At 28.1% G+C, this 23,446-nt stretch carries 26 protein-coding genes; 23 read left to right on the top strand and 3 right to left on the bottom strand.

What is annotated here, in order from left to right; translation table 11 throughout:
• Positions 1–64 precede the first annotated feature (64 nt).
• From ACH5BF_RS07565 to rimM, 14 genes are all read left to right on the top strand, one after another.
• Positions 65–1,222 (top strand): HD-GYP domain-containing protein, encoded by a 1,158-nt coding sequence (locus tag ACH5BF_RS07565; RefSeq protein WP_423273607.1) that lies wholly within the window; start codon positions 65–67, stop codon positions 1,220–1,222.
• A 69-nt stretch (positions 1,223–1,291) separates the two neighbouring features.
• Entirely contained in the window at positions 1,292–4,132 is a 2,841-nt protein-coding gene (locus tag ACH5BF_RS07560) for a methyl-accepting chemotaxis protein (protein ID WP_423273606.1), read from the top strand.
• Positions 4,133–4,239: 107 nt separating this feature from the next.
• Entirely contained in the window at positions 4,240–5,520 is a 1,281-nt protein-coding gene (locus ACH5BF_RS07555) for a peptidase U32 family protein (RefSeq protein WP_423273605.1), read from the top strand.
• Between the two features lie 11 nt (positions 5,521–5,531).
• Positions 5,532–6,581 carry a hypothetical protein gene (locus ACH5BF_RS07550; RefSeq protein ID WP_423273604.1) on the top strand — a complete coding sequence of 350 codons (1,050 nt, stop codon included), beginning with the start codon at positions 5,532–5,534 and terminating at the stop codon, positions 6,579–6,581.
• Between the two features lie 4 nt (positions 6,582–6,585).
• On the top strand, positions 6,586–6,837 hold the full coding sequence (locus ACH5BF_RS07545) for a hypothetical protein (protein WP_423273603.1): 252 nt from the start codon (positions 6,586–6,588) through the stop codon (positions 6,835–6,837).
• Positions 6,838–7,010: 173 nt separating this feature from the next.
• Positions 7,011–7,949 carry a glycine--tRNA ligase subunit alpha gene (glyQ, locus tag ACH5BF_RS07540; protein ID WP_423273602.1) on the top strand — a complete coding sequence of 313 codons (939 nt, stop codon included), beginning with the start codon at positions 7,011–7,013 and terminating at the stop codon, positions 7,947–7,949.
• Between the two features lie 9 nt (positions 7,950–7,958).
• Positions 7,959–8,714, top strand: coding sequence for a Nif3-like dinuclear metal center hexameric protein (locus ACH5BF_RS07535; RefSeq protein WP_423273601.1), 756 nt, complete (start codon positions 7,959–7,961; stop codon positions 8,712–8,714).
• On the top strand, positions 8,707–9,426 hold the full coding sequence (locus tag ACH5BF_RS07530) for a zinc ribbon domain-containing protein (protein ID WP_423273600.1): 720 nt from the start codon (positions 8,707–8,709) through the stop codon (positions 9,424–9,426). The genes ACH5BF_RS07535 and ACH5BF_RS07530 overlap by 8 nt, the downstream gene beginning before the upstream one ends.
• A 1-nt stretch (position 9,427) precedes the next feature.
• Positions 9,428–10,576: a lipid IV(A) 3-deoxy-D-manno-octulosonic acid transferase gene (gene waaA / locus ACH5BF_RS07525; protein WP_423273599.1), complete on the top strand. Its 1,149-nt coding sequence runs from the start codon at positions 9,428–9,430 to the stop codon at positions 10,574–10,576.
• Positions 10,563–11,318, top strand: coding sequence for an RluA family pseudouridine synthase (locus ACH5BF_RS07520; protein ID WP_423273598.1), 756 nt, complete (start codon positions 10,563–10,565; stop codon positions 11,316–11,318). Before waaA ends, ACH5BF_RS07520 begins: the two co-directional genes overlap by 14 nt.
• 172 nt (positions 11,319–11,490) lie before the next feature.
• Positions 11,491–12,843, top strand: coding sequence for a signal recognition particle protein (ffh, locus tag ACH5BF_RS07515; RefSeq protein ID WP_423273597.1), 1,353 nt, complete (start codon positions 11,491–11,493; stop codon positions 12,841–12,843).
• 84 nt (positions 12,844–12,927) lie between these two features.
• Positions 12,928–13,155, top strand: coding sequence for a 30S ribosomal protein S16 (rpsP, locus tag ACH5BF_RS07510; protein ID WP_254576178.1), 228 nt, complete (start codon positions 12,928–12,930; stop codon positions 13,153–13,155).
• 16 nt (positions 13,156–13,171) lie between these two features.
• The gene (locus ACH5BF_RS07505; protein WP_423273596.1) at positions 13,172–13,411 is read left to right on the top strand and encodes a KH domain-containing protein; all 240 of its coding nucleotides are present in this window, start codon (positions 13,172–13,174) and stop codon (positions 13,409–13,411) included.
• A gap of 6 nt (positions 13,412–13,417) precedes the next feature.
• Positions 13,418–13,948 carry a ribosome maturation factor RimM gene (rimM, locus tag ACH5BF_RS07500; RefSeq protein ID WP_423273595.1) on the top strand — a complete coding sequence of 177 codons (531 nt, stop codon included), beginning with the start codon at positions 13,418–13,420 and terminating at the stop codon, positions 13,946–13,948.
• Positions 13,949–13,958: 10 nt separating this feature from the next.
• On the opposite strand, the gene ACH5BF_RS07495 is transcribed toward rimM, so the two are convergent.
• From ACH5BF_RS07495 to flgG, 3 genes are read right to left on the bottom strand one after another with little or no spacing between them, the layout of a single operon-like run.
• Positions 13,959–15,023: a hypothetical protein gene (locus ACH5BF_RS07495; protein WP_423273594.1), complete on the bottom strand. Its 1,065-nt coding sequence runs from the start codon at positions 15,021–15,023 to the stop codon at positions 13,959–13,961.
• Positions 15,023–15,436 (bottom strand): hypothetical protein, encoded by a 414-nt coding sequence (locus ACH5BF_RS07490; protein ID WP_423273593.1) that lies wholly within the window; start codon positions 15,434–15,436, stop codon positions 15,023–15,025. Before ACH5BF_RS07490 ends, ACH5BF_RS07495 begins: the two co-directional genes overlap by 1 nt.
• A 15-nt stretch (positions 15,437–15,451) precedes the next feature.
• Complete coding sequence (gene flgG / locus ACH5BF_RS07485) at positions 15,452–16,240, bottom strand: flagellar basal-body rod protein FlgG (RefSeq protein ID WP_423273592.1); 789 nt, start codon at positions 16,238–16,240, stop codon at positions 15,452–15,454.
• A gap of 166 nt (positions 16,241–16,406) precedes the next feature.
• Between flgG and ACH5BF_RS07480 the strand changes: the two genes are divergently transcribed.
• From ACH5BF_RS07480 to ACH5BF_RS07440, 9 genes are all read left to right on the top strand, one after another.
• Positions 16,407–16,778, top strand: a complete 372-nt coding sequence (locus ACH5BF_RS07480) for a response regulator (protein ID WP_423273591.1) — start codon at positions 16,407–16,409, stop codon at positions 16,776–16,778.
• 22 nt (positions 16,779–16,800) lie between these two features.
• Positions 16,801–17,805, top strand: coding sequence for a hypothetical protein (locus tag ACH5BF_RS07475; RefSeq protein ID WP_423273590.1), 1,005 nt, complete (start codon positions 16,801–16,803; stop codon positions 17,803–17,805).
• Positions 17,806–17,814: 9 nt separating this feature from the next.
• Positions 17,815–18,534: a flagellar hook-basal body protein gene (locus ACH5BF_RS07470; RefSeq protein ID WP_423273589.1), complete on the top strand. Its 720-nt coding sequence runs from the start codon at positions 17,815–17,817 to the stop codon at positions 18,532–18,534.
• Complete coding sequence (gene flgB / locus ACH5BF_RS07465) at positions 18,534–18,941, top strand: flagellar basal body rod protein FlgB (RefSeq protein ID WP_423273588.1); 408 nt, start codon at positions 18,534–18,536, stop codon at positions 18,939–18,941. The genes ACH5BF_RS07470 and flgB overlap by 1 nt, the downstream gene beginning before the upstream one ends.
• A gap of 16 nt (positions 18,942–18,957) precedes the next feature.
• Positions 18,958–20,697 (top strand): flagellar basal-body MS-ring/collar protein FliF, encoded by a 1,740-nt coding sequence (gene fliF, locus ACH5BF_RS07460; RefSeq protein WP_423273587.1) that lies wholly within the window; start codon positions 18,958–18,960, stop codon positions 20,695–20,697.
• On the top strand, positions 20,697–21,710 hold the full coding sequence (gene fliG / locus ACH5BF_RS07455) for a flagellar motor switch protein FliG (RefSeq protein WP_423273586.1): 1,014 nt from the start codon (positions 20,697–20,699) through the stop codon (positions 21,708–21,710). Before fliF ends, fliG begins: the two co-directional genes overlap by 1 nt.
• Entirely contained in the window at positions 21,710–22,375 is a 666-nt protein-coding gene (locus tag ACH5BF_RS07450; protein WP_423273585.1) for a FliH/SctL family protein, read from the top strand. The genes fliG and ACH5BF_RS07450 overlap by 1 nt, the downstream gene beginning before the upstream one ends.
• A gap of 77 nt (positions 22,376–22,452) precedes the next feature.
• The gene (locus ACH5BF_RS07445) at positions 22,453–22,740 is read left to right on the top strand and encodes a FliM/FliN family flagellar motor switch protein (protein ID WP_423273584.1); all 288 of its coding nucleotides are present in this window, start codon (positions 22,453–22,455) and stop codon (positions 22,738–22,740) included.
• 9 nt (positions 22,741–22,749) lie between these two features.
• Positions 22,750–23,436: a flagellar hook assembly protein FlgD gene (locus tag ACH5BF_RS07440; protein ID WP_423273583.1), complete on the top strand. Its 687-nt coding sequence runs from the start codon at positions 22,750–22,752 to the stop codon at positions 23,434–23,436.
• Positions 23,437–23,446 lie beyond the last annotated feature (10 nt).

The following is a 23,446-nucleotide window of genomic DNA, read 5'->3' as shown; positions in this document are numbered from 1 at the left end:
AGACTCAATTGAGTCTTTTTTTCTCCTTTTACAAAAATAAAATTCAATCTTAGGAAATCTTACCATGAATAAAAAAACACAAATTGTATTTAATCTAAATAACTTTTTGCTATCTATTTCAAATGCTCTTGATTATAAGGCAAAAGAGTATTTAAATACATCTTTAGGGCATTCTAAAAGAGTTGCTTATATTAGTTTGAAAATCGCAAATGAATTAAATTTATCTAATGAAGATAAATTTGATTTATGTGCATATAGTCTTTGTGCTAATTTAGGTTTATATGAATCAAAGAGTATTTCAAAAGAGTTTTGTGAACTATCTCAAGAGTACTGTGATAAGTTGCCTTTTCAAAATCAGAAAAATTATATTTTAAAATATAGTCATGAAAAGATAGATGGAAGTGGTGTTTTTGGTTTAAAAAATGATGAGATACCACTATTTTCTCAAATTTTATCTTTTGCAAACTTATTAGATATTAATTTTGATTTATCAAATAATAGTTTGGAAAATATTAAAAAGATAAATGAATTTATCAAGACAAATTCAGGAGTTCTTTTTAAAGAAGAGTTTGCAAACTACTTTTTAAAATATAGTGCTAATACAAGTTTTTGGTTAGATTTACAAAATGAAAATGAGATACTTTTTTTCATCTTTTCAAACTTACTTGACTACTCAAAAGTATTAAATTTTGATGAGCTTCTAGATATAACTTGTATCTTTGATAAAATAGATTCAAAGAACAGTGAGCTTTTAGTTATTTTAGAGAAAGTTGTAGATTATTATGGATTTGAGTATAAAGATAAAATGACTCTATTAATAACAGCATCTTTAAGTAAATTAGGTAAATTTACTATACCTTCATCAATATTAAATAAGAAAAATAGACTAGAAGATTACGAGTATGAATTAGTAAAGTCTTACCCATATTATAATAAAAAGTTTTTAAGTAACATCATAGGTTTTAATGATATTAGTATTTGGGCTAGTAAAGTTCAAGAAACACTTGATGGTAAAGGTTATCCATACTCTTTTGAAGCAAAAGACTTAAGTTTAAAAGAAAGAGTTTTATCTTGTGCAATTATTTATAGTTCTCTAATTGCAAATAAACCTTATAGAGAAGCTTATTCTCATAATAAAACTATTGAAATAATGAAAGGTATGGCTTCAAATAACAAAATTGACTTAACGGTAGTAAAAGATTTTGAAAATATTTTAGAATAAGATATAGATAAACTTGACATTTTATTATTTTAGAGGCTATTATAAACTAGTTTATAATAAGGGTGGTTCATGTTTTCGAATTTAACGATTAAAGCAAAGCTATTAATGCTTGCTTTATTTACAATTTTGGTTGTTTCAAGTGTTGTGGCTATTGAATCAATTTATTCAATTAACAAGTTTTCCAAGCAGAATATGCAAAAGTATCAAGAAGAGGCTTTTGCTAAAAAAGAAGAAGAATTAAAGAACTATGTTTCTTTAGCTATGAAAACCGTAAATGCTTATCATAAAAGAACTTCAATAGATAAGATTAAATTAGAAGTGCAAGATCATCTAAAAGATCAAACTGACTTTATTTTCTCAATATTAAATGGGGAATATGAAAAACATAAAAATACTCTCTCTCAAGAAGAATTAAAACTTAGATTAAAAACTATTGTTGAAGAGTCTAGGTATGGTAAAAATGGATACTTCTGGATTAATGATACAGATGCTGTTATTGTAATGCATCCTATAAAGCCTCAATTAAATGGTAAAAACCTTTATGAGTATAAAGACAAGGGTGGAAAACAAATATTCAAAGAGTTTGCAAGTGTTGCAAAATCAAATGGTGATGGTTTTGTAGATTATGTATGGCCTAAACCTGGTTTTGAAAAGCCCCAGCCAAAAGTTTCTTATGTAAAACTATTTAAACCTTTTAATTGGGTTGTAGGAACAGGTGCTTATGTAGATGATGTATCAGCAAAAATAAAAAAAGAAGCTTTAGCTACTATAAATAAAATGAGATATGGTAAAAATGGATACTTTTGGATAAACGATACTCATCCAAAAATGGTAATGCATCCTATTAAACCAAGTTTAGATGGTAAGGATTTATCAAATATAACAGATAAAGATGGTAAGTACTTATTTAAAGAGTTTGTAGAAGCTTCAACAAAGAATCAAAATGGTGGAATGGTTCCTTATTTATGGCCAAAGCCAGGATTTGATAAACCACAAAGAAAATTTTCTTATGTTCAGTTATTTGAGCCTTGGGGATGGGTAATAGGAACAGGTGCTTATGTTGATGATATTGAAGCTGATATTATAAAGATGAAAGAAAAAACAAAAAATGAGATAAATGAAATTATTAAAAATATAGTAATATTTTCTTTAATAGCAATTGTAGTTATGTATTTGATTTACTCATATTTTGTAAGAAGAACGATTGTTAAGCCTATAGATAACTTAAATGATGCAATTTTAAAAATGAGTGATCCTAATTCTAAAAGTGAGCAAATTACGCTTGATTCTAAGGATGAGTTTGGAAAATTAGTTTCAAGTTTTAATAAATATATTAAAAAACTAATTGATCAATCAAATGAAGACTCAAAAGTTATTAAAGAAGTTGATGATGTTATTACAAAAGTAAATAATGGTTTTTATGTTTATAAAATAGAACAAAGTTCATCTAACCCACAAATTAGAAGTTTAAGAGACTCTATTAATACTATGATTGATAAAACAAATGAGAATTTAGTTAAATTAAATAATGTATTAATAGAGTATGGAAACTCAAACTTTAAAGCTTCGTCAAATAGTAAAGCAATTGATACAAATGGAATTATTGCATCTATTGATTCAAGTACGAAATTAATTGGAAGAAGTGTATCTGAGTTTTTATCTATGATTACAGCTAGTGGTAAAAAGTTAAATGATGATACTAAGATTCTATCTCAAAGTGCAGCTAGTCTATCTTCTTCTGCAAATCAGCAAGCAGCATCTTTAGAGGAAACAGCTGCGGCAGTTGAGCAAATCACATCAATTATTAAATCAAATGTTGAAAAAGTAAATAAGATGTCAACCTTAGCAACTCAACTTCAAAAATCTTCTTCTACAGGAGAAAGATTGGCTTCTAAAACAACAAAATCAATGGATGAAATAGATGAGCAAGTAAATTCAATTAATGAAGCAATTACAGTAATTGACCAAATTGCATTCCAAACAAATATTCTTTCACTTAATGCAGCCGTTGAAGCAGCAACAGCAGGTGAAGCTGGAAAAGGATTTGCAGTTGTAGCCCAAGAAGTAAGAAATCTTGCAAATAGAAGTGCTGATGCTGCAAAAGAGATTAAAGAGATTGTTGAAAAAGCTACTTCAAAAGCAAATGAAGGTAAAGACATTGCAAATGAAATGATAAGTGGTTACACAACATTAAATGAAAAAGTATATGAAACTATTAAACTAATAGAAGATGTTACACAAGCTAGTAGTGAAGAGGAAAAAGGAATTATTCAAATCAATGATACTATTAATGATTTAGACCAAGCTACGCAAGAAAATGCAAACTCTGCTACTACAATTAGTAATCTTGCAATTGAAGTTAGTTCTTTATCTGATAGTTTACTAAAGGTTGCAAAAAGAGCTCAATTTAATGAGTATTCAAATGAAGAGATTGCTGATATTGATTTAGTTTATAAAATCTCTGAACTGAAAAATGACCATATTAAATTTAAAAATGAAAACTTTGAAAAAGTAGGTAGCTCTAAAACTTCATGGAAAGTAAAAACATCACATGAGTGTAAGTTTGGTAAATGGATAATTGAAGAAGAATCAAAAAATAAGGCTTTTACTAAAACTTCAAACTGGACTAATCTAAAAGCTGAACACAATAAAGTTCATGCTTTAGTTCAAGAGTATGTAGATGTTAATGCTAATGATTTAACTAACAATCAAAGGTTAAAAGATATAGCAACAAATTTAGAACACTCTATGCAAAATGTATTCTCTTCTTTAGACCAAATTAAAAAAGAGAATGATGTAAAATCTATAATTACAAATAATCCAAAACAAAACAATGAACCTGCCCTTGTAGATACTCCAAATAAGAATTCATTTACTACATCTTCTAACGATGATTGGGAAAGCTTTTAAAAGCTTTCCTTCTTTTTAATTTTAACTTTTATATTTATGGCAAAATTCGCTATAATTCCAGATTTTAGAAAATATATACAATTGATAAATATTATTAAAGGAATTTTATGAGCGAAAAAGTAGAGCTACTTTCCCCCGCAGGGAATTTAGAAAAATTAAAAATTGCTATTAACTATGGTGCTGATGCTGTTTATGCTGGTGTTAGTCACTTCAGTTTAAGAATTAGAGCTGGAAAAGAGTTTACATTTGAAACTTTTAAAGAGGGAATTGATTATGCACATGCTAGAGGTAAAAAAGTATATGCAACTATTAATGGTTTCCCTTTTAATAATCAAATAGACTTACTTAAAAAACATATTGAAAAAATGGCTGAATTAAAACCAGATGGTTTTATTGTAGCTGCACCAGGAGTTGTAAAACTTTGTAGAGAAATTGCACCAGAGATTGATGTTCACTTATCAACTCAAGCAAATGTACTTAACTATCTAGATGCAAAAGTATATTGGGATTTAGGTGTAAAAAGAATTGTTGTAGCAAGAGAAATTTCACTTAAAGATGTTAAGCAAATTAAAGAGCATTTACCTGATATGGAAATCGAGATTTTTGTACATGGTTCTATGTGTTTTGCATACTCTGGTAGATGTTTAGTATCAGCAGTACAATCAGGAAGAGTACCAAATAGAGGTTCATGTGCAAATGACTGTAGATTTGAATATACTTTATATGCAGAAAGTACAAACCAAAATACACTATTTAGATTAGAAGAAGAACCAGGTGTTGGAACTTATATTTTTAATTCAAAAGATATGAACTTAGCATCACATATTCAAGAAATCTTAGATTCAGGTGCAGTTGATTCACTTAAAATTGAAGGTAGAACAAAATCACCTTACTATGCAGCAGTTACAGCTAATGCATATAGAGAAGCAATTGATGATTATTATGCAGGTGAATTTAAACCAGAAAAATATCAAAGAGAACTACACACAACTAAAAACAGAGGATTTACTGATGCTTATTTAGTACATAGACCATTTGAAAAAACAACAACTCAAAACCATGAGTATGCATTGTCAAAAGGTTCTTATGAAGTAAGTGGATTAGTAACTGAAGATGAACAACACTTTATGTGTAAATACAAAATCTACCCAGGTGATGATGTAGAGATTTTTGCTCCAAGAGGCGCAGTTATTGAAGAGTGTGATAATGAAATTGGAAAAATCTTCAAAAAAGAAGATGGTCTTTATTATGTAAACTTTAATAAGATTTTAACTGAAACAAATAAAGAGTTAGATTCTGTTCACAGTGGAAATACTAATAAAATTCAATTACCAGGGAAATTACCTTACTTAACTATGTTAAGAGTAGAAAATACTGAAGAGGTTTAGTTTTTAAATAGATGATTTTTTTTAGAGTTACTCAAAATATCAATGTTAAAACAACAGATGGCAGTTTAGTTAAATATTTTAAATTTAAAACGCCATCTGATTTAAATAATGAAACAGCATATATTACTACATATGATGATTTTGAAGATTTAAAAACAGTGTTTAAAAGTGTTGATGCTAAGTTGTATCATGCCAGACTTTTAAAAGAAGAAAAAATTAGAGAATTAGAGGACTTTCCTATTGAATTAGGAATCTCTAATGAAAACGAATACTTAAACTTTGTATCTTACAAAGAAAAAACAAATAATTATTTTATTCAAGATGAATCAAAAGTAGAGTCATTTTTACAAGAAAATGAGAGTGTTGATTTATTTAAACAGTTAAAAGTAAAAGAAAAAAAAGTAAATGTTGCATTTATCGGAAGTTTAGGACATACAATAGGACAAATGATTTGTTCATGTGCTGCACTTAGAATTTTCTATAATAAACTAAAAGAAGTCTACGATGAGGTATTATTTGATATTTATTTAAATGCTTCAAATAATACTTATTTTTCAAGAGATAAACAAATATATTCAAATCAAGATTTCATAAATAATGTTTATCCTCTTAGTTTAAATGTAAAAAGATTTTGCACTTATGATTATTTTGTTGATAATAGCATGGTAAGTAAAAATTCAAGCTATTATCATGAATTGAACTGTGTAGATGCATGGCTGTATAAATTTGGAATTGATTACAAAAAAGTTAATGACTTTGAAAAGTATAATCAAATTGATATTAGTAAGGTAAGTGTTAGTGATGAATTAAAGCAAAAACTTTTTGATTTAAAATCAAAAGGTAAACTATTACTTTATCATCCTTATTCTGCTGATCCTAAAAAGAGTATACCTCAAGAGTATGCTATAAAATTTTTGAAAAAACTATTAAAAAAATGCGAAGACTATTTAATTGTTACAACTTTAACAATTGATTCAAAAATAAAAGATGATAGGCTTATTAATTTAAATAAAGACTCTCAAACTTTTAAAGATTTAACATACATAGTATCATGTGGTTGATTGTATGGTTACAACTCATACTTCTACAATGCATTTAAGTGATGCATTTATGATTCCTACTGTTGTTATATCTACAAGTCCTAAAATTGAAGAAGAGATCAAGTACTATAACTATGTAAAAGCAATAAAAATTGAAGATAGTTCAAAGAGTATGTCTAAATTTATTTTTGAAAATGATTCTTTAACTTTTTACAGATTTGAATCTTGGAAAAATCTCAAAGTAAGTAAGATTATCAAACTATTAGAAACATTTTGATATAATCTTACACTTTATGAAATAGACTATTTATCTTATAGACTTCACCTTGATAAATAGACTACTTCTTTTAAAATATACAAAACAAACAATCAAAAGCATCGATGTAATAAAGTAAACTATCTATTGTTAGATCTATGGTTTTGAAAATTAAGGTTAGGGAAGTTAAGTTAATGGTTACATTTTCACAAATTCTATTAAAACTACAAGAGTTCTGGGCTAAACAAGGTTGTAATATTGTTCAACCTTATGATATTCCAGCAGGTGCAGGAACATTCCATCCAGCAACACTTTTAAGAAGTTTAGATTCAACTCCTTGGAGTACAGCATATGTTGCTCCAAGTAGAAGACCAACTGATGGAAGATATGGTGAAAATCCAAATAGACTTGGAGCATATTATCAGTTTCAAACATTAATAAAACCAAGTCCAGATAATATTCAAGATTTATATTTACAATCTTTAGAGTATTTAGGATTAGATTTATCTAAACATGATATTAGATTTGTTGAGGACAACTGGGAATCACCAACTCTTGGAGCATGGGGTCTTGGATGGGAAGTATGGCTTGATGGTATGGAAGTTACTCAGTTTACTTATTTCCAACAAGTAGGTGGTCTTCCTTGTGATCCTGTTGCAGTTGAGATTACTTATGGTACTGAAAGACTTGCAATGTATTTACAAGGTGTTGATTCTGTATTTGATATTGTATGGAATGAAAATGACTTTGGAACAACAACTTATGCTGATGTTCACAAAGAAGGGGAGTATGAATTTTCTAAATATAACTTTGAAGTAGCTAATACAGATATGTTATTTAGACATTTTGATGATGCGTTCAATGAGTGTAAATCTTGTTTAGAAGCAGGACTTCCTTTACCTGCATATGATCAATGTATGATAGCTTCACATGCATTTAATACTTTAGATGCAAGAAAAGCAATTTCTGTAACTGAGAGACAAAACTATATCTTAAAAGTTAGAGAACTAGCTCAAGGGTGTGCTGTTTTATATAAAGAACAAGAAGTTCAAAGATTACAAAAAGTTGATAGTGATGCTGCTAGAAAAGCTTTAGCTAATTTAAAAGAGAATAATCCAGAACTATTTGCATAGGATAAGAACTTGAAAGTAAAAGATATTTATAACTATTTAAATGAAGTGTCACCTTTTGAATTACAAGAAAAATGGGATAATTCAGGTTTATTAGTAGGTTCAATGGAAGATGAAGTTAAAGCAGTACATATTAGTATTGATTTAGATGAAGCTTTAGTTGAACAAATTGAAGAAAATAGTTTAATTATTACTCATCATCCACTTATTTTTTCAGGATTAAAAAGAGTTAATTATGACTCTTATAGTACAAAAATATTAAAGCAATTAATTAAAAAAGATATAGCTTTAATATCAATGCATACAAATATAGATAAAACTCATTTGAATAAATATGTAGTAAATGAAGTTTTAGGTTTTGATGTTTTAAATAGTGAAGAGTTTATATCTTATGCAAATATAGATATGAATTTTGAAGATTTAGTAAAGTATGTATCTACTAAATTAAATCTTAAAACAACAAAAGCAGTTAAATGTAGTGAAGAGATTAAAAAGATTGCTATTGTTACAGGTGCAGGAATGTCATTATTAAATGAAGTTGATGCTGATTGTTTTCTAACAGGAGATATAAAATATCATGATGCAATGGAAGCAAAAGCTAGGGGAATTTCTTTAATTGATATAAGACATTATGAGAGTGAAAGATTTTTTAGTGACCTTTTAGAGTCGCTACTTTCAGAATATTTGAAAAAAAATGAATTAAAAGCTATAATAACAGCTTCAAAAAATCCATTTGAGTTTTTTAAACAAGGAGAAACGGTTGAATAAGTATTTACAGGATCTAATCAAGTTATCAAAATTTGATAAAGCTATTAGTATGTTTGAGCCTAAAATTGAGAATGAAAAGGCTAAACTAGCAACATTTATTGAAACAGCAGAGTCTATTAAGAAATCAATAAATGATATTTATTTAGAGATTGATGAAATCAAATCTAAAAGAACAAAAAACAATATTCACTTAGCAGAATTAAAATCTAAGTTAGAAGATATCTCAAAGAAAAATAAAGATATTCAAACTGAAAAAGAGTTAAAAGCTTTACAATTAGAAGAAGAAATTGCTAAAGAGCAAATCTCTTTTGCAAATGAAGAGATTGAAAGACTTGATACTTTAGCAAGTGCTAAAGAAGAAGAGTTAAAAGAACTTCAAGAAAAACTTGCTGAAGAAGAAGAGTCTATTAAAGATATTCAATTAGCAGTTGACAATACTATTGAAGAGATTAACAAAGAAAGAAATGTAGTTTACCAAGAAAGAAGTGAATTATTAGAAAAATTTGATAATAAAATTTTAACTTTCTATGAAAAAATTAAAAGATGGGCAAAAGATTCAGCTGTAGTTCCTGTAAAAAAACAAGCATGTTATGGATGTTATATGAAAATCAATGATAAAACATATGCAGAAGTAATTAAATCAGAAGAGATTATCAACTGTCCACATTGTGGAAGAATTTTATATAAAGAAGATGAAACTGAAGAGGCTTAATTTGAGCCTTTTTAGTATATTCTATTACATATTACTATTAGTAATATATATACTTGCATTACCTTATTTAGTTTATAAATCAAGAACAACAAAATACAAAGAAGCAATTCCCGCAAAGTTTTTTTTAAAGAATAATAGAAGATTTCAAGAGAATGGTATTTGGTTTCATTCATGTTCAATGGGAGAAACAAAAGCAATTAAACCTTTACTAGACAGGTTTAAAGATAATGCTAATATTTCTGTAATAACAAATACAGGATTTGAAGAAGCATTAAAGAGTACTTCTAGAGTTAGATATTTACCTTTTGAGATTTTTTTACCTTTTTGGGTTAATCGTCAAAAAGTTTTAGTTGTAATGGAAGCTGAACTTTGGTATATGATGTTTTTATGTGCAAGAGCAAGAGGTGCAAAGACTTTTTTAATAAATGCAAGAATCTCTGATAAATCATATAACTCTTATAAGAGATTATCTTTTTTTTATAAGAGAGTTTTTGAAAATATTGATAAAGTATTTGCACAAAGCCAAATAGATAAACAAAGACTTGAGTCACTTGGTGCAAAAAATGTTGAAGTTATAGGAAATATTAAATTAGCTCAACTGCCTAAAGTTGAAAATATTTTTAATAAATTAGATGAAAATGTTATAACAGCAGCAAGTACACATGAAAATGAAGAAGAGTTAATATTAAACTCTTATGATAAATCTTATGGAAAATTGTTAATAGTACCAAGACATCCTGAAAGATTTGAAAAAGTTGATAACTTAATTAAAGAGTTTATAAAAAATAAAAATATTTCATATCATAAATTTTCTTCTAAAGAGAACTTTGAATCTGATATAATACTAGTTGATAAAATGGGTATTTTAAATGAGATTTTTGCAATATCTAATACTGTAATATTAGGTGGTGCTTTTGAAAAAATAGGTGGTCATAACCCAGTTGAACCAGCATTTTTTTCATGTAAGATAATTAGTGGTAAAAATATATTTAACCAAAAACCTCTATTTGAATGTGTTGAGAATTACTATTTGATTGAAAATGAACAGTTAGGTGAGTATTTAAAAAAATTAGATACTTTAAAAGAATCACAATTAACTAAAATAGGTTCGATAGAACCTATAATAAAGGAAATAAATGTCAACTTATGATAAAGCATATAAAGTATTAGCAAAACAAGAAAAAATTTCAAACTCAAAAGCTAAAGATTTAATTGATAAAGGTTTAGTAAAAGCAGATGGAAAAAAAGTTGTAATTGCAAGAGGTGAAATTAGTATAGATACTAAATTTACAGTTAAAAGACCAGCAGAAGTAAAAGTTATTTTTCAAGATGATGATATTTTAGTTGTTGATAAACCTGCATTTTTAACAGCAGATGAAGTATCTAAAAAATTTCCAGAAGCAATTTTATTAAATAGACTTGATAAAGAGACTTCTGGTGTAATGATGTTTGCTAAAAATGAAGAGTTTAGAAGAAAAGCTGTTAAAGAATTTGCAGCAAATAGAGTTTATAAAGAATACATTGCTATTGTTGATGGTAGAGTAGTTGATGAAATAGAAATAGATAAACCAATTTTAACTACAAGAGAAAGAAAAGGTAGTGCAAAATCTAAAATTGATACAAAAAAAGGTAAACCAGCAAAAAGTACAGTTTATCCTATGCTTGTTGAAGGTAAAAAATCAAAAGTTAAAGTAGTAATTGAAACAGGTAGAACTCATCAAATCAGAGTACATTTAAACTCAGTTGGTTTACCAATTATTGGTGATGCTATTTATGGAAAAGTAGCTCCTAATATTAATAGAGTATTACTTCACTCAAAGAAAACAAAAATCTTTGATTATGAGTTTGAAGCTAAAGAGCCAAGAGAATTCAATGTTTATGAGTTTAATTAAAAATTAAGTTTATAAAAAAGTGATAAAAAACAAAAAATCCCATTTTATGGGATTTTTAGCCTAATAATTAAAAACTTATTTCTGAAATAAAACTTAAAATACTACAAGTTTAAACTTAATCAAAGTATTTTAAAAGTATAATCCACAAAATTTAAAATCATGGAGTTCCATTTTGTTTGATTCAATAACCGGTTCAATAAGAAGTGCAGTTAATAAAATAAGACATAAAGATGATGCTGCTTCATTAAAAAAAGCAGTAACTGAATTAAGAAAATCTTTATTAAAATCTGATGTTCATCATAAAACAACTAAAGAGTTAGTAACTGCTGTTGAAATTGAAACAAAGAAAAATGGAATAGGACAAGATTCATTTTTAAATGCATTAAAAGACGAATTAACAAAACTTTTAACTACTGAAGGTAATCAAGGTTTTGTATTCTCTAATACTCCTCCAACAACGATTTTAATGACAGGACTTCAAGGTTCAGGTAAAACAACTACTACAGGTAAATTAGCTAACTACTTAAAACAAAGAAAGAAAAAAGTTTTAGTGGCAGCAGCCGATTTACAAAGACTTGCAGCGGTTGAGCAGTTAAAACAAATTGCAGCACAAATTGAAGTTGATGTTTACTTTGATGATAATGAAAAAGACCCTGTTAAAATTGCAATAGCTGCACAAGAAAAAGCAAAAGCTGAACATTATGATGTTTTATTAGTGGATACAGCAGGTAGACTTGCAATTGATGAAGAGTTAATGCTTCAACTAAAAAATGTTAGAGATGCAATTAAAGTAGACGAAATTTTCTATGTTGCTGACTCATTAACAGGTCATGATGCAACTAAAACAGCAACTACATTTAAAGAAAAAATTGGAATTGATGGTGTAATTTTATCTAAATATGATGGTGATACAAAAGGTGGAGTTGCCTTATCTATTTCTCATCAAGTAGGTGTTCCTTTAAGATTTGTTGGTATTGGTGAAAAAATGCCTGATCTTGAAGTATTTATCCCAGATAGAATTGTATCTAGATTAATGGGTGCAGGGGATATTGAAGGTCTTGCTGAAAAAACTTCTGCTGTTATTGATGAGAAAAAAGCAAAAGAAGTAACTAAGAAAATCAAAAAAGGTGAATTTAACTTTAATGACTTCTTAGATCAACTTGCAATGATGAGTAAATTAGGTTCTATGAAATCTATCATTGGAATGATTCCTGGTCTTTCTCAAATGGCAGGTCCTCTAAAAGATATGGACTTTGAAAACTCAGATGAGATCAAGAGAATTAAAGCATTAATTGGTTCTATGACTCCTAAAGAGAGAGAACAACCAAGCCTAATGAATGCATCAAGAAAGAAAAGAATTGCAAAAGGTTCTGGTCTATCAGAAATGCAAGTAAATAAAATTTTAAAGCAATTTAAAAATGCTTCTAAAATGGCAAAGAAACTTTCATCAAAAGGTGGAATGAAAGGTCTTCAAAATATGATGTCTCAAATGGGACCTGGTGGGATGCCAAAAATCCCTAGATAACAAATACTTAATAGTATTGAGCTGTGAACTTTGTGGAGTTTAGAATTCAATACTATAAATAGTAAACAAATTAAAGGAAAAAACATGACAGTAATTAGATTAACTAGAATGGGTAGAAACAAAAAACCATTTTACAGAATCGTTGTAACAGACTCAAGAAAAAGAAGAGATTCAGGATGGATTGAATCAATTGGTTACTTCAACCCAGTTGCAGAGCCAAAAGTATTAAAATTAGATGAAGAAAGATATAACTACTGGTTAAGTGTTGGTGCTAAACCATCTGAAAAAGTTAAAAAATTAGCTGCAAAATAGTTCATCGAGATAAGTAATGATTACTAAATTTATAGAAAACTACGCAAAGTTAATTGTTAGTGAACCTAATGATATTAAGGTTCATAAAGAGATGATTGATGATACTTTTGCTGAAATTACAATAGTTTCTAATAGTGTTGATATTGGTAAACTTATTGGTAAAAATGGAAATATGATTAATGCTTTAAAAACTATGGCAAATGGTTGTAAAGCTAAAGATGGAATTTCTTATAAAATTCAAGTTGTATCAAAGTAGTTTTCTATGAATGATAAGATTTACGTAGCAAAGCTTGGAAAAGCAGTGGGTCTAAAAGGTCATTTAAGACTTTTTATAGACTCAGACTTCCCTGAACAGTTTAAAAAAGGTTCAGAGTTTATTACTAATAAAAAAACAACACTTGTAGTTAAAGAGTATAATTCAAATAGAGATTTAATTCAATTTGAAAACTATGAAGATGTTGAACTTGCAAAAAAACTTACTAATCAACAACTATTTTCAACATTAGAACAAACTAGACAAAATTGTGAATTAAAAGAGAATGAGTTCTTTTGGTTTGATTTAGTAGCTTGTAAAATCGTAGAAAATGGCTTAGTATTAGGTGAAGTAGTTGAACTTCACAGATATCCTGCTAGTGATTATTTAGAGATTAAAACATCTGAAGAACTAGTAAAGAAACAGTTACCAAAAACATTTTTACTTCCACATATTTTTGATACTTATATATTAAATGTTGATATTGAGAATAAGATTATTGAAGTAAAAGATGCTTATGTTATATTAGAAAACTCTTAAAAGAGTTTTACTAATAATTACATCTTTTATCAAACTCTTCTTTTGTTAGCTCAACTTCATATGAATTTGAGAAATTATTACTACTTAACTTTTTAAATACTTCTGCTCTATCATCACTATTATCAAAAGGTCCATAATAGATTTCAATATTATTAAAGTCATCTCTACATAATAGTACATCATGGTGAATTGTAAGTATTTTATCAAGGTAGTCTTTATATAGTTCACCTTTTATTTTCGCTACATTAATTAAGTTTATAAATTCAGATGAATTGTTTTCTACTTTTATTTCTTCTTTTTGTATCATTTCATTTTGCATATTAGAAGAGTCGTTATTTGACATTTCTTGTTCTTTTTTATTCTCTTCATGTTTTATAGTATTTTCGATTTCCATTTGAGCTAAAATAAGCTTTTCTCTTTCAACTTCTAAAATCTCTTTTTCTCTAAGCATCTCTTCTTTTAATGATTTAGCTTGTTCTTTTAGTTGTTCTAATTCGTTTTTCTGAATTTCTAGTTTCTCTTTTTTTGATTGTAGTAGTTCTTTTTCTTTTGTTAATTCTTCTTCTTGTAATGCAAGTTTTTGTTTATACTCTTCTTTTTCTTTTTCTAGCATCTGTTTTTGTTCTTCAATTTTATCTTGTTCTTTTTTTGCTAGTATGTCTTTGTTTGTCAATTTTGATAGTTCTTTATTTAAATTATCAGTATTTACATCTTTTAAACTAAACTTATAATCTTCTTGTTTTACTATAATTTTCTTTTCTTGTTTTTGCATTTCTTTGGGTTCTTCTTTTGGTTCTTCTGGATCAAAGAAACCAATAAGATATAAAATTAGACCAATAATAAGTAGTAATACTAAAAAACCAATTACACCAAATAAAATAAGTTTTACTTTATTTGTTTCCTTCTTCTTTTTGAAGTTAGGTTTTTCATCTTCTTTTGAATCAGTAGAAGCATCTTGCTCATTAGAATTTACTTCTTTATTTTCATCAGGGGCTGCGTTATTAGTATCTGAGTCTTGCTGATTCTCATCTTCTAAAGTTAATTCTAATTCTTCTTCTTTTACTTCTTCTGCCATTAGTCACTCTTTTTTGAATATTTTCTTTTTTCTTTTTGTCTAGCTAATATTTTTTCTTTATTTTTAAGATAATATTGCCGTCGGTATTCTCTTAATTCTTCTTTTTTCTTTTCTCTGTACTCTTTATCATATTCAAGTCTTTTTTCTTTATTCTCTTCGTAGTACTCTTTCTTTTTATCTTTGTATTCATTTATTTTAGCAATAATTAGCTCTTTTCTATTATCAACATGAGCTTTTTGAACTTTGGCAATCTCTTTTATTTTATTAGCAAAATTTAAATCATTTAATTCATTTTCGTAATCAATGATTTCTCTTTTCTTTTTTGCTTTATTTTTTAGATAGTACTCTCTTTTTTTTCTTTTATGTGCTAAAAATTTCTCTTCTCTAAGTCTTTTTAATTCACTTAAATCCATAACTTATTTGATTACCTATCTTTTTAACCTATTTACTGTATCTAACATACCATCAGTAGTCGTAATTGCTTTTGAATTAGCTTCATAAGCTCTTTGTGCAGTAATTAAATCAACCATTTCATTAACTAATTTTACATTTGATAACTCAATCATACCTTGTCTTGTATTACCAAATTGTTCCGTTGTAGGATTACCTGTGATAACTGCTCCTGAAGCTTCAGTTTCTTTAAAAAGCGACTCTCCCATTGGTGCTAGTCCTGCTGGGTTTATAAAGTCTGCAATTTCAATTCTTCCTAAATTTACAATTTCTTCAGTTTGTGGATTTGTAGCTGTTACAGTTCCATCTTTTCCAACTGTTAACTTAACTACATTATCAGGTACTACAATTTGAGGTGATAGCTCATAACCATTACCATTTACAATTGTACCTTCTGCATTTAATTTAAAAGTACCATTTCTTGTGTAAGCTGTTTCACCACTTGGAAGTGTAATTTGAAAGAAACCTTTCCCTTCAATTGCAATATCTAAAGGATTTGATGTAAGTTTTAAATCACCTTCAGTAAAGTTTTTTTGTACACCTGAAATTCTTACACCAAGACCAACATCAATACCAGTAGGATTTAAAGTTGTTTGCGAAGTTTGTCCAGCTGTATAGTTTAAAGTTTCGTACATTAAGTCTTGAAATTCTGCTCTGTCTTGTTTAAAACCAGTTGAGTTTACATTGGCAATATTATTTGAAGTAACATCAATTTGATGTTGCATAGAATTCATACCTGTTGCAGCAGTGTAAAGTCCTCTTATCATAGAATTTCCTTTAGAGTTTTAGATTATAAGTTATTATATTTTAAGAACAATTAAAAAAAGATAAATCTATGTGGTTATTTATCAGTTTAGATTAAGTGGATATTTAAAACAAATTATATATAATAATCAATAATTGAATATTAATAAAGATTAAAAGGGTTGTATGATGAGAATTCTAATAGTTGATGATAGTTCTACTATGAGGAGAATTATTGGTAATGTTGTAATGCAGTTAGGTTTTGCGAAAGATGATTTTGATGAGGCTGAAGATGGTGTAAAAGCTTGGAAACTTTTAGGGGAATCTCACTACGATGTAATTCTAACTGACTGGAATATGCCTAATATGAATGGTTTAGATTTAGTTAAGAAAGTTAGAGCAGAAGGTGCTCATCAAAAAACTCCTATTATCATGATTACAACTGAAGGTGGTAAAGGTGAAGTTATTACAGCTTTAAAAGCTGGAGTTAATAATTATATTGTAAAACCATTCAATGCAGAAGTTTTAAAAGAAAAGCTTGATGGGGTATTAAAAAAATAATTTATAAGGCATTATTATGAGTATGAGCCAAGAAGAAATTGAAGCATTAATGAATGGACTTGATATTTCTGATGATGAAAATGAATCTGCAGAGTCTTCGGACACAACTGTTGATACTAGTGAAATAGATGAGTTAATATCTCAAACACAAAGTGAAGAGAAAACTTCTGTACCAGAAGAGGTACCTGTTGAACCAGCAGAACCAGAAGTATCTTCAAATGAAACAGTTGACAATGATGATATTGATGCACTATTAAGAGATTTTGATAATTCATCTGAAAATATAAGTACTGATGACATTTTAGATGATTTAGAAACAAATATTTCTAGTGATGACACATCATCTGATGATGATATTGATGCTCTTTTATCGCAAATTGATGGTATTAAAGAAGATGAACCTGTTGAGAGTCCTAAACCCGAAGTTAAGGAACAAAATAACCCTGTTGATGCTGATAAGATAGTTAGGGATTGGACAGATACTAAAATAAATGAAGGTGTAATTCCACTACCAGCTGAAAGAGATACAAAAGTTGTAAATCAGTTAAATCAAGTAGCAAATGATTCAGAAGAAAAAGTTTCTCAAATCTTTGATGTATTAAGTCTTGGTCTTGATAATAATAATGAATTTAGAACTAAGGTATCAGATATTGAGCAATTTTTAGTTTCTCAAGAAAAACTTTTAAAATCTTTAAATGCAAAATTTCCAAATATAGAAGTTTTCAAACAACATGTACAAAAAGTTGAAGAAGTAAATCAAAGTTTAGAAGCTATGAAAACTATCATGAATGAAGAAGATATGAAAATTTTCGAAGCTATGGAACTAATGCAGTTTAATGATATTAATAGACAGAAAATCGAAAGAGTAATGTCTGTAATTAGAAAATTATCACTTTACTTAAATAATCTTTTTGAAGATGAGTACACGGATCAAGAAATAGCTGTTGCTAAACATATTCATGGAGATGAAGGTGAAGTTTTAATAGGTGAAGACCTAGATAAATTAATTGAAGAATTTGGAAAGTAAGGATATTTAATGAATCAAGGAACATACCCACTTGCTGCATCTATGATTAATCAAATCAATAGGTTAGATCAGATTAGTAATAACTTAGCAAATGTTAATACAAATGGTTTTAAACAAGAAGGGTTAACTGAAACTACTTTTAATCATTATTTACAAAGAGCAAAAGATGAAGGTTTCGTTCCTACAAAAATTAATGAAGTTACAAATAATATACCTAAAATTGATGCAAAATTTATAAATGGTGAAATGGGACCTATTACACCAACTGGTAATAATTTAGATTTTGCATTAAGACAACCTGATACATTTTTTAAAATTCAAAATCAAAATGGTGATATTGTTTATAGTAGAGATGGTGCATTTAAAGTATTTGATGGTTTTTTAGTGGATTCAAATGGAAATAACGTATTAAATGCTGATAATGAACCAGTATTAGTAGAAGAGGGATTCCAAAATAATATTGGTGTTGCGCAAACTCCTTATTCTAATCTTCAAAAGCTTGGAAATAATACTTATAAACTAAAAAATGAAGATGATTTAATTTTATATGAAAATAATGATGGTTTATTACAACAAGGTGCTATTGAAAAATCTAATGTAAACTCAGTTACAGCAATGGTTGAACTGATTGATGCACATAGAAGATTTGAGCAATCACAAAAAGCTGTTACAAGTATTGATGAAATAAATTCAAGAGTAATAGATAAAATTGGGAATGATACTAAGTAATGGAAGCAAGTAGCGTAACAAACACTCTTTTTGCACATTTAAATTTTAGAGGTGAAAGACAAAAAGTAATATCAAGTAATATTGCAAATATTAATACGCCTAATTATAAGACTAAAGAACTTGTTTTTGAAGATGAATTATCAAATCAAAAAAAAGAACCAAGATTAGCTTTGGCACAAACAAATGGTCAGCATTTACCAAGCATCAATAATAATTTAAACATGCCTAATCCTAGATTAGTACAAGTGCAAGGTTTAGAAGAACAAAATGATGGAAATAATGTAAATTTAGATACTCAAATGAGTGAAATGTCAAAAAATAAAGTGATTTTTGACGCATTGCAAGCAGCAATTAAAAAAGATTCAAGATTATTTAGATCAGTTATTGAATCATCAGCTAAAAATTAATCAGGATAAATAGTATATGGATCAACTTTTAAAATTTATTAATAATTTAAATGCTGCTCAAAGAGCAGTTATTATAGGAGGATTTTCTCTTTTATTTATATTATTAATAGGTTTATTAGTTTACTCAAATATTAAAGCTGAAGATAAAAAACTTAATTACACAATCGCTTCTAATCTTACAAAATCACAAGTTATGATGGCAAGTAGTGAACTTGAAGCTTCAGGTATCGCTTTTAGTGTTATTGGTTCTGGAAATAACTTGACTTTAAAGACTTCAAAAGAGTTTATTAATATAGCAAAAATAAAACTAGTTACAAGTGAAGCATCTACAAGTAAACATGTAGGTTGGGAAATATTTGAGAAATCTTCATTAGGTACAACTAATTTTGAAAATAAAGTTAAATATTTAAGAGCATTAGAAGGTGAATTATCAAGATCTCTAGAGTCTTTAACAGGTGTATTAAGAGCTAGTGTAAAGATTGCTATTCCAAAAGATACTATTTTTACAGAAAGAAAAACACCTCCTACTGCATCTGCTGTATTGTCATTAAAACCTGGAGTTTTTTTAACACAAAAACAAATTGATGGTATTAAAAACTTTATAGCATCTGCTGTTCCTGATTTAACTCATGAAAATATTAAATTAATTGATCAAGATGGAAGTTTACTTCAAAAATCAAAAGATGATTTAGCAAGCCAAAAATCCTATTCTCAAACAAAATATAAAAAGAAAATAGAAGATGATTATGAAAAAAAGATTGTTGAATTATTAGAACCTTTCGTAGGTCCTGGAAGAGTAGTTGCCAAGGTCTCTGTTTCTTTAGATTTTATTATGCAAGATATTCAAGAAGAGATATATGATCCAGAAGGTACTATTAGGTCTCAGCAGGTTATTGAAAATACAGCTTCTTCAACAGGAAGTCCGGCTGGAACTGGTGGTGCAGCAGGTGTTGATAATAATATTCAAACACCAGGTGGTGCAGCTGGTAATGGTAATAGTAGTTCTAATAGTGAAGGAACTAATACCGTAACAAACTATGAGATCTCAAAAAAGATTATTAAGCAAAAGGATAACAATTATTCTAGAATAAATAGAATTACAGCAGGGGTAACTTTTGATTCAAGTGTTTTAAATGATGTTGAAAATAAAGATGAATTTTTAGCTTCAATTGAATCAATTGTTCAAGATACTATTGGATATGATAGTAAAAGAGGTGATAAAGTTACTGTTAAAGATTTTAAATTTATTGGTGTAAAACCTATTACGGCTGGCGGTGTTCAATTAGATGAAAATGGTAATCCTATTGAAGGTGGTAGTGCCTCTTCTTCTTTAGATACACTTGCAATGGTTAAAACAATTATGAAAGAGTTTAGTGAATATATTCAATATTTAATTGCTGCAATTTTATTATTTGTATTCTATAAAAAATTCATTGTTAATCACGAAGTAGTAATATTAGGTGATGGAACAGCTAAGAAAAAAGATGAAGTAGATGATGAAAATTTAGTTGAAGATATGCTAGGTGATTATGGTGATCAATTTGATAGAGAATCAGCTAGAGGTAGATTAAAGAATAAAATTAAGAGTCAAATTCTAAATAATATAGAAGGTTTAGATGAAGAGTCTGCTGCTAAATATGAAGTATTAGTTGAAGAGTTAGATAAAGAGATTAATACAAACCCAGGGGAAATGGCTTCTATGATTGAACTTCTTTTATCAGAAGGTGATGCAAATTTAAAAGGTAAGAAAAAATAATGGCTGAAAAAAATGATAACCTACATGAAGTTCTAAAAGGGATGTCAATGAAGGATAAGGTTGCAAGATTCTTCGTTCTAATTGGAGAAGAAGCAACTGTTAAAATTTTTCAACATTTACCAAAAAATATAGTAGAAGATATTTCTACTTCAATCACACAAATTAATTCAATTGATAAAGAGACATCTTTAGCTATTTTAGAAGAGTTCCATTTATATACTAGAACAAAAGGTTTTATTAGTTCTGGTGGTTATGATTTTGCTAGGGATATTTTATATAAGTCATTAGGTAAAGGTGAGGCTGATGAAGTTTTAGCTAAATTATCTAGACTTAAGTTAGCATCTCAATCATTCTCTTATTTAGATGCAATTAATCCAAAACAGTTATCAGACTTTATTAAAGACGAATCACCCCATACAATTGCTGTAATATTATCTCATATGGAAGCTCCAAAATCTGCAGAGGTTTTAATGCAATTAGAGGAAGAAGTTAGAGTTAAAGTTACTATGCAAATGGCTACTATTAAGGATGTTTCACCTGATGTAGTAAGAACAATTTCTGTTGTTTTAGAGAAGAAGCTAGAGTCTTTACTTTCTTCTATTGTTGATGTTGGTGGAGTTAAAGTTGTTGCTGATATGTTAAATAGATTAGGTCCAAAATCTCAAGATATTCTTAAAAATATTAACGGTGTTGATACTTCACTTGCAACAAAAATTAAAGAGAATATGTTTGTATTTGAAGATTTATTAAATCTAGATACAGAATATGTAATGAAAATTTTACAAAATGTTGATACGGCAGATGTAGCAGTTGCTATGAAAAATGCTACAGATGAAGATATGGAAAAAATCACAAGTGCTATGTCTCAAAGAGCTAGAGATAGATTTAAAGAAGAGTTTGAAATGCTTAATAAAGTTAAGATTAAAGATATTGAAGCAGCTCAAAGAAAAATGCTTGATGTTGCACAGAAAATGATTGAAGATGGAATAATTGATAGAGAAATGGATGAATAATGGCAAGTAATAATGTTCGATCAAATGCAAAAGTTTTAAATAGTTCAGCTGATGTTCAAAAATATGAATTAGGTAGTTTTGTTAATAACAGTGCTCCAATTCCAGAAGAAGCTCCTCCTTCTCAAGCTGTTTTAGATACAAGAGAATTAAATGGTCATGTGGATCCTGTATTAACAGAAATGAGAAATCTTGCTGCACAAATAAGTCATATATCTGCTAAAGTAGAAAGTATTGAAAATGGTGGAGTTCAAGGAAGAGATATAGATGCACAAGTTGTACAAGCTATCAAAGATTTAAAACACTATGCAGCTTTTTTTGAACAAGCAACATTTCAAATGGAATCAAAACTTTTAAAGACTTCAATTTCAATTGCTCAAAAAATTATTAGTATTGAAGTTGGTGAAAACTCAGCAAAAATTGCAAGACAAACAATTTCTCATCTTTTAGATAAGATTAAAACTGCTTCAAAGGTACAAATACATTTAAATCCAAAAGATTATCAAATGTTAAAAGATCAATTAGCTCTAGAACCATATATTGAACTTAGAGAAGATCCTAATGTTGCACCAGGTGGTGTAGTAATCGCTAGTGATTTAGGTAATTTTGATGGAAATATAGAAGCAAAAGTAGCTTCTATGCTGGAAACTTTAGATACTGTTATTTAATTAGACATTTAGGAGAGTTTTATTTCTTAAAAGTTTATGTTATAATGTATTTAGAATAATATTTTTAAAGTTTGGTCATGGAAATTAGTGAAAGAGATTATGATATATTAGTTGATACGGAAATTACTGTTGATGTAATGTTAGGTAATTCAGATATTACAATAGCAGAGTTTTTGAAATTAGGTGATGGAGATATAATTTCATTAAATAAACCAGCAGGTGCTGGTGGTGATATATATGTAAATCAAAGAATTATTGGTACAGGTGATATTATTGTAATTGATGATAAATTAGCTGTGAGAGTCCAAGATGCGATGGATTCAGACAATGTTGTTAGATATTTCTTTGATGAAAATTTGGCATAGGAGTTAATTATGGCAGTTGATAGTGTTCAAGTAAATACAAGTACAGGAGTAGATGGTAATGCTTATACTTCATCTATTAGTAATGATGAATTAACTAATGATGACTTTTTAAGATTAATGATTCAAGAGTTAAAGCTTCAAGATCCAACTAAACCTATGGATTCTAAGCAAATGTTATCAACTCAAATGCAAATGTCTACAATTAATGCTAACCAAGAAATGGTAAAAGCAATGACTTCTTTACAATCTTCTTATGCACAAACAGCATTGTCAAATGCGGCAAATGTAATTGGAAAAAATATTGAAGATGGAAATATTAGTGAAAATGGAGTTAATAAGGCATTTACAGTAAGATCAGTTGAGGCTGTTGATGGTGAAGTGCAAGTTAAAGCTCAAGAAATATTATATTATGAAGATAGAATTAAACTTACAGATGATGATGACTCAACTCCAGATACACTTGTAAACTATAATGTTCAAGGTGAAATCTTAGATGATGAAGGAAATACTACTGGTAAAAAAATTGTTTTACAAGAACCAGGACTTCCTTTAATTAAAGATGGTAAATTAGTTATACTTAATGAAAACAATGAAGAAATTGCAGATCATAAATATGAATTAGCTGGTGCTACAACACCTGTTTATTCAGATCAATTAACTACAATTCCATTCTCAAGTATTACAAAGATATTTTAAAGGCTAAATC

Origin of the sequence: Arcobacter pernae (genome assembly GCF_049472135.1) — a bacterium.
Classification (GTDB): Bacteria; Campylobacterota; Campylobacteria; order Campylobacterales; family Arcobacteraceae; genus Arcobacter_B.
The sequence above is the reverse complement of the archived record's forward strand: the minus strand, read 5'-3'. Positions and strand labels throughout refer to the sequence as shown.

Bases quoted from the DNA above. Each gene is read 5' to 3' on its own strand.
- ACH5BF_RS07565 (WP_423273607.1), top strand. From the start codon at position 65: ATGAATAAAAAAACACAAATTGTATTTAATCTAAATAACTTTTTGCTA.
- ACH5BF_RS07560 (WP_423273606.1), top strand. From the start codon at position 1,292: ATGTTTTCGAATTTAACGATTAAAGCAAAGCTATTAATGCTTGCTTTA.
- ACH5BF_RS07555 (WP_423273605.1), top strand. From the start codon at position 4,240: ATGAGCGAAAAAGTAGAGCTACTTTCCCCCGCAGGGAATTTAGAAAAA.
- ACH5BF_RS07550 (WP_423273604.1), top strand. From the start codon at position 5,532: ATGATTTTTTTTAGAGTTACTCAAAATATCAATGTTAAAACAACAGAT.
- ACH5BF_RS07545 (WP_423273603.1), top strand. From the start codon at position 6,586: ATGGTTACAACTCATACTTCTACAATGCATTTAAGTGATGCATTTATG.
- glyQ (WP_423273602.1), top strand. From the start codon at position 7,011: ATGGTTACATTTTCACAAATTCTATTAAAACTACAAGAGTTCTGGGCT.
- ACH5BF_RS07520 (WP_423273598.1), top strand. From the start codon at position 10,563: ATGTCAACTTATGATAAAGCATATAAAGTATTAGCAAAACAAGAAAAA.
- rpsP (WP_254576178.1), top strand. From the start codon at position 12,928: ATGACAGTAATTAGATTAACTAGAATGGGTAGAAACAAAAAACCATTT.
- ACH5BF_RS07505 (WP_423273596.1), top strand. From the start codon at position 13,172: ATGATTACTAAATTTATAGAAAACTACGCAAAGTTAATTGTTAGTGAA.
- rimM (WP_423273595.1), top strand. From the start codon at position 13,418: ATGAATGATAAGATTTACGTAGCAAAGCTTGGAAAAGCAGTGGGTCTA.
- ACH5BF_RS07495 (WP_423273594.1), bottom strand. From the start codon at position 15,023: ATGGCAGAAGAAGTAAAAGAAGAAGAATTAGAATTAACTTTAGAAGAT.
- ACH5BF_RS07490 (WP_423273593.1), bottom strand. From the start codon at position 15,436: ATGGATTTAAGTGAATTAAAAAGACTTAGAGAAGAGAAATTTTTAGCA.
- flgG (WP_423273592.1), bottom strand. From the start codon at position 16,240: ATGATAAGAGGACTTTACACTGCTGCAACAGGTATGAATTCTATGCAA.
- ACH5BF_RS07480 (WP_423273591.1), top strand. From the start codon at position 16,407: ATGAGAATTCTAATAGTTGATGATAGTTCTACTATGAGGAGAATTATT.
- ACH5BF_RS07475 (WP_423273590.1), top strand. From the start codon at position 16,801: ATGAGCCAAGAAGAAATTGAAGCATTAATGAATGGACTTGATATTTCT.
- ACH5BF_RS07470 (WP_423273589.1), top strand. From the start codon at position 17,815: ATGAATCAAGGAACATACCCACTTGCTGCATCTATGATTAATCAAATC.
- flgB (WP_423273588.1), top strand. From the start codon at position 18,534: ATGGAAGCAAGTAGCGTAACAAACACTCTTTTTGCACATTTAAATTTT.
- fliF (WP_423273587.1), top strand. From the start codon at position 18,958: ATGGATCAACTTTTAAAATTTATTAATAATTTAAATGCTGCTCAAAGA.
- fliG (WP_423273586.1), top strand. From the start codon at position 20,697: ATGGCTGAAAAAAATGATAACCTACATGAAGTTCTAAAAGGGATGTCA.
- ACH5BF_RS07450 (WP_423273585.1), top strand. From the start codon at position 21,710: ATGGCAAGTAATAATGTTCGATCAAATGCAAAAGTTTTAAATAGTTCA.
- ACH5BF_RS07445 (WP_423273584.1), top strand. From the start codon at position 22,453: ATGGAAATTAGTGAAAGAGATTATGATATATTAGTTGATACGGAAATT.
- ACH5BF_RS07440 (WP_423273583.1), top strand. From the start codon at position 22,750: ATGGCAGTTGATAGTGTTCAAGTAAATACAAGTACAGGAGTAGATGGT.